An 11,054-nucleotide genomic window follows, 5' to 3' on the forward strand; every position below is an offset into this window, starting at 1 on the left:
ACCACGACTTCGCCGTCGTCGCCGACTTCGACGACCTCGACGACTACGTGATCTACCGCGACGACCCGGGGCACCAGGCGTTGATCGCCGAGTACCCGGCCGGGGGAGTCCGCTGTGTCATCGGTTCCGCATGACACGGGTCATGCCGGGCCGATGACACCCGCGAGGCGCTCAGAGGCACCCCGGGGCTCGTAGTGGGCGCGCAGGCGGGACTGGGCGGCCTGCGGCGCGCCGAGGCGCTCCAGGCCGTTCAGGGCCGCGCCCACGATCGGCGGCACCCCGGAGACGACGGCCTTGGCGTGCGGCGTCCTCGCCGCGAAGCCCTCGTCGAGCAGCGCCGTCAGCAGCGGGTCGCGCGCCCGCAGCACCCCGCCGCCCAGCACCACCTCCGCCGGCGTCCGCAGCATGCCGAGACGGCGCAGGCACACCTCCGCCATCACCACCACCTCCTCGGCCTGCCGCTCCGCCAGCGCCGTGGCCACGGCGTCACCCGCCGAGGCGGCGGCGAGCACCCCGGGGGCCAGCTCGTGCAGCCGGGCCGCGTCCACCCGCCCGAAGTGGATCTCCAGCACCAGCTCCCCGACCGTGCGCGCGCCGAACCCGTCCCGGACCACCTCCACCAGCGCCGTCGCCGGGCCGCGCCCGTCCTCCGCGCGGACGGCGTGCCACAGCGCCTCCTCGCCCAGGCCCAGCCCGCCGCCCCAGTCGCCGCTGATCCGGCCGAGCGCCGGGAAGCGCGCCACCTCGCCGGTGGGGGAGACGCCGACCGCGTTGATGCCGGCGCCGCACACCACCGCCACGCCCCACGGCGCCGACGTCCCGGCCCGCAGCAGCGCGAACGTGTCGTTGCCCACCACGACGTCCGGCCCGAACCCGCGGGCGGCGAGCTCGCGGGCCAGCGCCTCCTCCTCCACCGGCAGGTCCGCGCCCGCCAGGTAGGCCGCCACATGGTCGAACAGATCGCCGGACGAGAGGCCGGACCCACCTGGATCGGGGGGCAACTGCGCCATAGCCTGCCGGACGGCCCGTTCGATCTCGTCGACGGCCGCCGCCACCCCGGCGCTCTGCGGCACGAACGGTCCCGAGCGCGCCGTCGCCAGCACCTCGCCGTCCTCCGCCACCACCGCCACGTCGGTCTTGCTGTTGCCGCCGTCGACGGCCAGGAGGAGCCTGCGGCGTGTCACCGCCCCACCGTCCACGGCAGATGGGCGCGGTTGGCCTCCAGCAGCAGCCCGGTCAGCTCCTCGGCGATCGCGTCCTGCCCCACCAGCGGGTGGGCGAGCAGCGCGTCGCGCACCCGGTCCGCCCCGCCGCGCAGCGCCGCCTCCAGCGCCAGCGTCTCGTACGCCGACACGTGCGCGATCAGCCCCGCGTACAGCGGCTCCACGGGCCGCACCGGCAAGGGCACGGCCCCGGCGGCGGTCACGGCCGCGGGCACCTCGATGACCGCCTCCTCGGGCAGGAACGGCAGCGTCCCGCCGTTGCGAACGTTGACGACCTGGACGGGCCCGTCGTCCCGGCCGCCGAGGAGGGCGGCCAGCAGGTCCACGGCCGCCTCCGAGTAGAAGGCGCCGCCCCGCTGCGCCAGCTCCTCCGGCTTGGTCACCACCGACGGGTCGGCGTACAGCTCCAGCAGCCGCGCCTCCACGGCGGCGACCTCCGCCGCGCGTGGCGGCGCGGTCCGCTGCTCCGCCACGACCTCGTCGTGCGCGTAGTAGTAGCGCAGGTAGTACGACGGGACGGCGCCCAGCCGCCGGATCAGCTCCGGCCGCAGCCCCGCCCCACCGGCGATCTCCTCGGCGTGGCCCTCGATGAGCGACGGCAGCACGTCGGCCCCGTCCAGGTGGACGCCGCGCAGCCAGGTGAGGTGGTTCAGCCCGACGTGGTCGAGCGTGATGCGCGACGGCGGCACGCCGAGCGTCGCGGCGGCGCGCCGCTGGAGGCCGATCGCCACGTTGCACAGGCCGATGGCCCGGTGCCCGGCGTCGAGCAGCGCCCGGGTGACGATGCCGACGGGGTTGGTGAAGTCGACGATCCACGCCCCCGGCGCCTGCTCGCGCACCTTCTCGGCGATCTCCAGCACGAGCGGGACCGTGCGCAGCGCCTTGGCCAGGCCGCCCGCGCCGGTCGTCTCCTGGCCGACGCAGCCGCAGCGCAGCGGCAGCGTCTCGTCCACCTCGCGGGCGGCCTGACCGCCGACCCGCAGCTGGAACAGCACGGCGCTCGCCCCCGCCACGCCCTCCTCCACCGAGGAGGTGGCGAGCACCCGCGCCGGATGCCCGGCGTGGTCCAGCATCCGCCGCGACACCCCCGACACCAGGTCCAGCCGCCTCTCATCGGGGTCGATGAGCGCGATCTCGGTGATGGGCAGCACGTCGCGCAGCCGCGCGAACCCGTCGATCAGCTCCGGCGTGTACGTCGAGCCGCCCCCGACCACGGCGAGTTTCAACCCTTGACTCCTGTCAGCGTCACGCCCTCGATGAAGACCCTCTGGGCGAAGAAGAACACGATGATGATCGGCGCCGTCACCAGGAGGGTGGCGGCCATGGTGAGGTTCCACTGCACGCTGTGGAACGCCTTGAAGGTGGCCAGGCCCAGCGACAGAGTCCAGCCCTGCTGCTCGACGCCCGCGTACAGCAGGGGCCCGTAGTAGTCGTTCCAGCAGTAGAAGAACTGGAACAGCGCGACGGCGGCGACGGCCGGGCGGGCCATCGGCAGGATGACCCTGAGCAGCGTGCGCAGGTCGGAGCAGCCGTCGACCCTGGCCGCGTCGGTGTACTCGCGCGGGATCGTCACGAGGAACTGGCGCAGCAGGAAGATGGAGAACGCGTCGCCCAGCAGCATCGGCAGGATGAGCGGCCACAGGGTGTCCGTCAGCCCGAGCCGCGCCCACACCAGGTAGAGCGGCACCGCGACGACCTGCGGCGGCAGCATCATCGCGATGATCACCAGCAGGAACGCCGCCTGCCGTCCCCGGAAGCGGAAGCGGGCCAGCGCGTAGGCGACGGGCACGGACGACACGACCGTGAACAGCGTGCCCAGGCCGGCGTAGAGCAGCGTGTTGAGCGTCCAGCGCAGCAGCTGCGACTTGGCGAACACGGTCGCGAAGTTGTCCCAGTTCCACGACCGGGGCCACAGGTCGCTGGTCAGCGCCTGCTCGTCGGTCATGACGGCGGTCAGCGCGAGGAAGACCACGGGCGCCAGGAACATCAGCGCGAGCACGATCGCCAGCGCGTGCTGGGCGATCCAGAGCAGCGCGCGCCTCCGGCGGGCCCCGTTCGCGGCCTTGCGCGAGCGGGGCGCGGCGGCGGGACGGGGCGGGGCGGTGACGGCGGCGCTCACGCGGCCCCCTCCGTCCGCCGGAACTGCCACAGCAGGATCAGCGTGAACACCATCGACGTGGCGAACAGGACCAGCGCCAGCACGCAGGCGTATCCCATCTGGTAGTCGCGGAAGCCGGCCTGGAACAGCCACTGCGGCAGCGTCAGCAGCGACTCGTCGGGATAGCCGGGCGTGAACGTGCTGCCCGGCGAGTCGGTGGCGCCCGACGCCACCCGGGAGGCGATCATCGCCTGCGCGAAGTACTGGACGGCGTAGATGACGCCCGTCACCACCGAGAACATGAGCACCGGCGCGATCGACGGCAGCGTCACGCTGCGGAACTGCCGCCACGGGCCGGCCCCGTCGATCGCGGCCGCCTCGTACAGGTGCCTGGGCACGTCCAGCAGCGCCGCCATGAAGATCACCGCGATCTGGCCGCACCCCCACACCGACAGCAGCGTGAGGCTCGGCTTCGCCCAGGCGGGGTCGCCGAACCAGTCGGGCCCGCTGATCCCGAACAGCGCGAGGAACTGGTTCCACGGCCCGGTCGAGGGGTTCATGAGGAACACGAACGTGATCGTCCCGGCGGCCACCGGCACCAGCGACGGCAGGTAGAAGATGGTGCGGAAGATCCCGATGCCGGCCTTGAGCCGGACCACGAGCTGCGCCAGCCCCAGCGAGAACAACGTCTGCACGGGCACCATCACGGCCACCAGCCACAGCGTGTTCCGCGCCGAGGTCAGCACCTGCGGGTCGCGCAGCAGGTAGCGGTAGTTGTCCAGCCCGGCCCACTCCAGCGTGAACAGGTCGTAGTGCTGGAAGGAGAAGTACACCGTCGCCAGCAGCGGGTACACGAAGAAGATCGACACGCCGGCCAGCCACGGCGACAGCCACACGAGCGCGCGCAGGCCCTCGCGCCGCCGCCGGGGGGCCGGCCCCGGTGAGGCGGCCGAAGAGGTGAGGGACGCCACGCTCAGCTCCCCGACAGCTTCAGCTTGTCGTCGATCTGCTTGTCCACGGCCTTCAGCCCGGCGTCCAGGTCGGGCACCGCGCCCTTCTCCCACCTGGTGAGGAACGTGGCGAACGCCTCCTGGTTGAAGACGCTGTTGACGGCGCTCGGCAGCGTCGAGGTCTTCGGGTGGGCGAAGATGTCGAGGAACGTCTGGAAGTTGGCGTCCTTGACCAGCTTCGGCGACTCCATCGCGGCCTTGGTCGTCGGGACGTTGCGCAGCGCGTTGGACAGCGTCACCAGCGAGTCGGTGTCGGTCGTCAGGTACTTGACCAGCTCCCACGCCTGCTGCGGGTGCTGGGCGCCCTTCGGCACGCCGATCACGGTGCCCGCGGTGAAGCCGCCGCCGTACAGGTCGGGCCTGGCGTCGGCGACCGGCACCGGGGCGGTGCCGTAGTCCATGGCCTTGGCCTTGGGATCGCCCGCGATCATCGCGTTGCGCCACTCGCCGTCGACGACCATGGCCACCTTGCCGGCGTAGAAGGGGTGCTCGGCGCCCCACTCGTCGCCCAGGCCCTTGCGGAACTTCTCCAGCTTGTCGTAGCCGTACCAGTCGACGAGCTCCTTCTGCCAGCGCAGGAGCTCCTTCCACGCCGGGTCCGAGCCGATGGCCGAGGTGCCGTCGTCGTTGAGCCACCTGGCGCCGACCATCGGGCCCAGGTGGGCGGGGGTGTTCTCGTAGTACTGGAAGCTCGGGACGAAGCCGGCCACCTTGATGTCGCCGTTCGCGTCGCGGACCGTGAGCTTCTTGGTCAGCGCGGTCAGCTCCGACAGGGTCCTGGGCGGCGCGCTGCCCTTCATCAGGGCCTTGTTGTAGTAGAGGCCGTAGGCGTCGGCGAGCAGGGGCATCGTGCACCGCTTCCCGGCGAACCCGGTGTAGGCCCGCGCCACCTCGGGCAGCACGCTCAGGTCGATGCCGTCCTGCTCGATGACGGGCGTCAGGTCCTGGAACGATCCCGACCGGCACCATTGGGCGACGTTGTCGGTGGTGAACGAGGCCGCCACGTCGGGGGCCTTGCCGCCCCGGATGGCCTGGGTGATCTGGTCGTCCTGGACGTTCTTGACGGTCTTGACGGTGATCTGGGGGAACTTCTTGGTGAACCCGGCGATGGCGTCCTCGAACGCCTTGACCTCGGGACCGGTGGAGAAGCCGTGCCACAGGGTGAGCGTGGCCGCGGGGAGGGCCTGCGAGGCCGATCCGGAGGGCCGGGGACGGGCGCCGAGCGACGGGGCCGCCTCCTTGCCCGCGGTGCAGGCGGTCAGCGCCAGGGCCGTGAGGCCGGCGACCACCAGGGGGGAGTAGCGCACGGGGGGTGCCTCCTGATCGTGAGGGGACGGTGGATGCGGCCGCCGCTATCGCGGTGAGCCGCCGGACGCGGTCACCGTGGAGCCGAAGACCTCGTCACGGGCCATGTCGAGGGCGAGATCGAGGGCGCCGGCCAGGACCGGGTTGCCCTCGACGGACGACAGCCGCAGCCGCGGCCGGGGGATGGTGAGGGCGTGCAGCTCGTGCTCGACCAGCTCGCGCAGCGTCTCGCCGCCGGCCAGCACCATGCCGCCGGTGAGCACGATCAGCCCGGGGTCGATGACGGAGGTGATCGCGGCCAGGCCCACCGCGAGGCGGGCGGCGATGTCGCGCAGCCCGGCCCGCGCGTCCTCGCCCCGCCGGGCCGCCGCCTCCCCGGAGCCCCCGATGCCCTCCGCGGTGTTCTCCACGGCGCGCACCGCGTTGGCGACGGCCTGCCGGAAGTCGGCGCCGCGCACGCCGTACGAGCGCAGCAGCCGCAGCACGGCGGGGCCGCCGGTGAGCGCCTGGTAGCCGTGGTTGGCGTAGCGCCCGGCCTCGCGGGCCGTCGGCGCGCCGGGGGCGGGCATGTAGCCGACCTCGCCCGCGCCGCCCGTGGCGCCCCGGTGCATCCGCCCGCCGAGCACCACGGCCGCACCGATGCCCTCGTCGGCCCACAGCAGCACGAAGTCGGAGTGGCCCCGCGCGGCGCCGTGCGCCTGCTCGGCCAGGGCGGCGAGGTTGACGTTGTTCTCCACGGCGACGGGCACGCCGAGCCCCTGCGACAGCGCCGGCACCAGGCCGGGGATCTGCCAGCCCGGCATGTCCTTGGCCGTGGCGTACCCCAGGCCGCCCGTGGACGGGTCGAGGGCCGCCTGCACGCCGATCACGACCTGGCGCAGCCGATCCGGCGGGCACGCGCCCTCCAGCGCGGCGTTGAGCCGCTCGACCAGCTCCCCGCCGGGCCGGCGCGGCGTGGGCAGCGTGTGCTCGCCGACGACCTCGCCGGTGATGTCGGCCACGCGGGCCTCGATACGGTCGGGCGTGACGTCCAGCGCGCCGACGTAGGCGGCTGCCGGGTTGATCCGGTAGAGCTCCGCCGTACGGCCCGGCAGGCCCTCCCGCACGCCGTCCAGCACCACCAGGCCGGCCTCCTGGAGGCGGGCCAGGAGCTGGGAGGCGGTGGGCTTGGACAGCCCGGTCAGGGCGCCGATCTCGGGGCGGGTGAGCGGCCCGCGGTCCAGCAGGGCCAGCAGGGCGGCGCGGTCGTTGATCGCCCGCAGCAGGCTCGGGGTGCCGGGCACCGGTCCGCTCACATGTGCTCCTTCACGCGGAGTTAGGAAACTTTCCTAACTTGATGCGAACGTAAGGAGTCGGCGGGGCCGTGGTCAAGAGCCGAAACCAAGCCGTGACCGTACCGGAGGGAGGGGATGACGCGGAAGGATGGGAGTGCCTCAACAGGCATGCTAGTGTCGTCGTTTGTCGTAACAACAAGCAGAATGGCCCGGAGTGTCCCATTAACAACAATAATGGTCTGGCGACAAATCGTCAAACGGAGCTCGCCAGGGAGCAGGAGTACGTCGCCCGCCTCTACGAGCGGCTCGACACGCTGCGCGACCGCACCCAGCGCCAGCTGAAGGAGGTGCTGGCCACGGGTGCCGTGGGAACGATGCAGAACCGCTCCGAACGCGACACCTTCGCCGAGATGTACGCCTCCAGGCTGGCCCGGCTGTGGGCGGTCGAGCGGGGCCTGGTCTTCGGCCGCCTCGACCACCTCGAGGAGGGCCGCCTCTACATCGGCAAGCTCGGCATGGCCGACGACGAGCAGGAGCGGCTGCTCATCGACTGGCGCGCCCCCGTCGCCCAGCCGTTCTACCGCGCCACGCCGGCCGCGCCGATGGGCGTCACCCGCCGCCGGCACCTGCAGACCCGGGGCCGCGTCGTCGTCGGCGTCGACGACGACCTGCTCGACCTCGACGCGCTCAGCGACGACGACCGCGCCACGCTCAACGGCGAGGCCGCGCTGCTCGCCGCCCTCGACGAGCAGCGCACCGGCCGCATGCGCGACATCGTCGCCACCATCCAGGCCGAGCAGGACCGCGTCATCCGCTCCGACCTCAACGGCGTCCTGGTCGTGCAGGGCGGTCCCGGGACCGGCAAGACCGTCGTCGCCCTGCACCGCGCCGCCTACCTCCTCTACACCCACCGCGAGCGGCTGGAGCGCCGGGGCGTCCTCGTCCTCGGCCCCAACCCGACCTTCCTGCGCTACATCGAGCAGGTCCTGCCGTCCCTGGGCGAGAACGACGTGCTGCTGTCCACCGTCGGCGAGCTCTACCCCGGCCTGACCGCCACCGCCCGCGACCGGCCCGAGGTGGCCGCGCTCAAGGGGGACGCGCGGATGGCCGACGTCGTCGCGCGCGCCGTGCGCGACCGGCAGCGGGTGCCGCGCAAGCCGGTCGAGCTGGACCTCGGCCGCCACACCCTCACGATCGACCGGGCCATGCTGGAGGGGGCGCGCAACAAGGCCACCCGCACGCGCCGCCCCCACAACCAGGCCCGCGCCGTCTTCGTCCGCTCGCTGCTCAACGCCCTGGCCCGGCAGGCCGCCCGCAAGCTCGGCCGGGGCCTCATCGAGGAGGACGAGCTGGCCGACCTGCGTGAGGAGCTGCGCACCGAGCCCGCGGTCAAGTCCGCGCTCAACCGGCTCTGGCCGTACCTCACCCCGCAGCGCCTGCTGCTCGGTCTGTACGGCTCCCCGGAGCGGCTCGGGCACGCCGGCGCGTCGCTCACCCCCGCCGAGCGCGCGCTGCTGCGCCGCGACCCAGGCGCCCCCTGGACCGAGTCGGACGTGCCGCTGCTGGACGAGGCCGCCGAGCTGCTCGGCGAGATCGACGAGCAGGTGCTGCGCGCCACCGCGCTGCAGGCCGAGGAGGAGCTGGCCGCGGCCCGCCAGGCGGAGGAGCACGAGCGCGAGGCGGAGCTGGCCTACGCGCGCGAGGTGCTGGAGCTGACCGGCCTGTCCGACGTCATGGAGGCCGAGCGGCTCGCCGAGCGGCAGCGCGGCCAGGGCCCGTACCTCACCACCGCCGAGCGCGCCGCCGCCGACCGCACCTGGGCCTACGGACACGTCATCGTGGACGAGGCGCAGGAGCTGTCGCCGATGGCCTGGCGGGCCGTCATGCGGCGCGTCCCCACCCGCTCGATGACCATCGTCGGCGACGTGGCGCAGACCGGCTCCGCGGCCGGCGCCCGCGCCTGGGGCGAGATGCTCGACCCGTACGTGGCGGGGCGGTGGCGGCAGGAGCGGCTCACCGTCAACTACCGCACCCCGGTGGAGCTCATGGCGGTCGCCGCCCGCGTGCTCGCCGCCATCGACCCGTCGCTGGAGCCGCCCGCCTCGGTGCGGGAGACCGGGGCGCGGCCGTGGGCGGAGCCGCTGACGGCGCTGCCCGAGCTGGTCAAGGCGGAGGCCGGCGAGGGCGGCAAGGTCGCCGTCGTGGCGCCCGACGCGCTGCTCGACGAGCTCGCTGAGGCGGTCTCCCGGGTCGTGGACGGCACCGTGGTCGTGCCGCCCGGGTCCGGGCGCAGCGGGGGAGCGGCGGCCCTCGACGCCCCCGTGGCGGTCATGGGCGTCGCCGAGGCCAAGGGCCTGGAGTTCGACGCGGTGATCGTGGCCGAGCCCGGCCGCATCGCCTCCCAGTCGCCGCGCGGCCTCAACGACCTGTACGTCGCCCTGACCCGCGCCACGCGGCGGCTCGGCGTCGTCCACGGGGAGCCGCTGCCGGAGCCGCTGACGGGCCTCCCACCCAGGGGACATCTACCGACAAACGGTCTTTAGGGTCGTTGGGGCGGCAGGCCAAGCATGTCCTACCTGCGAAAACTTGATGTTCCCGCTGATCGGGACACGGTTGACATCTGAGGTGGAGTCGGTAGTTTGCTGCGCAGTCCAGCACGGGACTTGGCCGGTTGGCCGTCTCTGACATCGTCGGATCCTGCGTCCGTGACGGAGCGTGACTCCGTCCACACAGCCAGGTGCAGGGCCGTCGGTCCGTCGAGTCGGGGCACCCCAGCCGGGCGGGGGGTTGGACCCGGGACGGGCCCGGTAGCCCAGTAGACAACGGAATTCCGCGCTCGCCGCCGACGAGACGGGTCCGGTCCGAAGGGTTTCCGGGCCCTCTTCCCGCTCTCGTGCGCAGGATCGCCATCAGCGCCGGGTGGTCCCACGGCTCCGTCTGACCGGGGATCACCCAGCCGCTCCCAGCCTCACCACCGCGATCCGCCCCCCGCCCGCCCGTCGCCGTGCCCGCGGTGTCCCAGGCCGTTCCCCCTGCCTGGGACCCCTATTCTCGGAGGAGGTCGCGCCTCGCGACCGCAGGGCCGCCCGGGAGCGGTACCGTTTCGGCAGGAACGTGTTTTCGCCCGCGGGCACACGGGCGGCTCCGCGGGGGACCTCCCGCGGCGGAAGGGGAGCAGGCGCAGTGGTGCAGGACAGGACGGGCCTACCGCCCACCGGCGGCGAGTCCGCACGCCGCCGCTCCTCCGCCACGGTCCCGGCCCCCGAAGGCCCCTCACGCCCGCCCGCCGACGGCGAAGGCCCGCCACGGCCGGAGCGAGCCGCGGAGGCCCCGCAGGCCACCGTGAAGGCCGCCGAGGGCACCCCCGTGACAGCCGCCGAGGGCGCTGCGGTGCCGGCCGCCGAGGGCACCCCCGTGACGGCCGCCGAGGGCGCTGGGACGGGTGGATTGAAGGGCCGCGAGCCCGCGCGCCTGGTGCTGCTCCGGGCGATCGCCGCCGTGGCCGGCGGGGCGCTGCTGTTCCTCGCCTTCCCGCCGCTCGGCTGGTGGCCCGCCGCGCCGCTCGGCGTCGCCCTCGTCGTCGCCTCCCTGTACGGCACCCGCCCCCGCCGCGCCGCCTGGCTCGGCTACCTGGCCGCCGTCGTCTTCCTGGTGCCCGCCCTCGCCTGGGTGCGGACCATCGGCGACGACGTGTGGGTCATGCTGGTGGCCGTCGAGGGCCTCTTCTACGCCGCGATGGCGGCCCTGGCCTCGCCGGTGTTCCGGCTGCGGATGTGGCCGCTGTGGTTCGCCGGGCTGTGGGTGGCCACGGAGTGGGCCCGGGGCCTGGTGCCCATCGGCGGCTTCCCGTGGGCTCGCCTGGCCTTCAGCCAGGGTGAGTCGCTCTACACCGCGTACGCGGCGCTCGGCGGGGCGCCGCTCGTGTCGTTCGCCGTCACCCTGTCCGGCGCCCTGCTCGCCCATGCCCTGCTCGCCTTCCTTCCGCTCGCCCGGGTCCCGTCCCTCGCCCACCTCGCGGGCGGCGATCTCGCGCGGGCCCGGCTCGCGGGCCGGCCGTCCGAGGGGGCGGCCCCCCGGTGAGCCCCATGGTCGGCATCAACCCCGCGCTGATGACGCAACTGATCAACGGCATGAAACGGGTGAG

At 73.7% G+C, this 11,054-nt stretch carries 8 protein-coding genes; 2 read left to right on the forward strand and 6 right to left on the reverse strand.

Features of this window, described 5'->3' with window-relative positions:
• Window positions 1–140 precede the first annotated feature (140 nt).
• Genes ABZS51_RS40930 through ABZS51_RS40955 form a run of 6 tightly spaced genes read right to left on the reverse strand, consistent with a single transcriptional unit; the run spans window position 141 to window position 6,931 of the window.
• Window positions 141–1,184, reverse strand: coding sequence for a BadF/BadG/BcrA/BcrD ATPase family protein (locus tag ABZS51_RS40930; protein ID WP_355453228.1), 1,044 nt, complete (start codon window positions 1,182–1,184; stop codon window positions 141–143).
• Window positions 1,181–2,449 carry a 6-phospho-beta-glucosidase gene (locus ABZS51_RS40935; protein WP_355453231.1) on the reverse strand — a complete coding sequence of 423 codons (1,269 nt, stop codon included), beginning with the start codon at window positions 2,447–2,449 and terminating at the stop codon, window positions 1,181–1,183. The genes ABZS51_RS40930 and ABZS51_RS40935 overlap by 4 nt, the downstream gene beginning before the upstream one ends.
• The gene (locus ABZS51_RS40940; RefSeq protein ID WP_310709093.1) at window positions 2,446–3,342 is read right to left on the reverse strand and encodes a carbohydrate ABC transporter permease; all 897 of its coding nucleotides are present in this window, start codon (window positions 3,340–3,342) and stop codon (window positions 2,446–2,448) included. Before ABZS51_RS40940 ends, ABZS51_RS40935 begins: the two co-directional genes overlap by 4 nt.
• Entirely contained in the window at window positions 3,339–4,292 is a 954-nt protein-coding gene (locus ABZS51_RS40945) for a sugar ABC transporter permease (protein ID WP_355453234.1), read from the reverse strand. Before ABZS51_RS40945 ends, ABZS51_RS40940 begins: the two co-directional genes overlap by 4 nt.
• A 2-nt stretch (window positions 4,293–4,294) precedes the next feature.
• On the reverse strand, window positions 4,295–5,638 hold the full coding sequence (locus tag ABZS51_RS40950; protein ID WP_355453237.1) for an ABC transporter substrate-binding protein: 1,344 nt from the start codon (window positions 5,636–5,638) through the stop codon (window positions 4,295–4,297).
• A 45-nt stretch (window positions 5,639–5,683) separates the two neighbouring features.
• A complete protein-coding gene (locus ABZS51_RS40955) occupies window positions 5,684–6,931 on the reverse strand; it encodes an ROK family transcriptional regulator (RefSeq protein ID WP_355453240.1) in 1,248 nt (415 codons plus the stop codon).
• 353 nt (window positions 6,932–7,284) lie between these two features.
• On the opposite strand from ABZS51_RS40955, the gene ABZS51_RS40960 reads away from it, so the two are divergent.
• The gene (locus tag ABZS51_RS40960) at window positions 7,285–9,453 is read left to right on the forward strand and encodes an ATP-binding domain-containing protein (protein WP_355453246.1); all 2,169 of its coding nucleotides are present in this window, start codon (window positions 7,285–7,287) and stop codon (window positions 9,451–9,453) included.
• A 640-nt stretch (window positions 9,454–10,093) separates the two neighbouring features.
• Entirely contained in the window at window positions 10,094–10,990 is an 897-nt protein-coding gene (locus tag ABZS51_RS40965) for a hypothetical protein (RefSeq protein WP_355453243.1), read from the forward strand.
• Window positions 10,991–11,054: the final 64 nt, after the last annotated feature.

The organism is Nonomuraea sp. NPDC005501, from assembly GCF_040605905.1.
Classification (GTDB): Bacteria; Actinomycetota; Actinomycetes; order Streptosporangiales; family Streptosporangiaceae; genus Nonomuraea.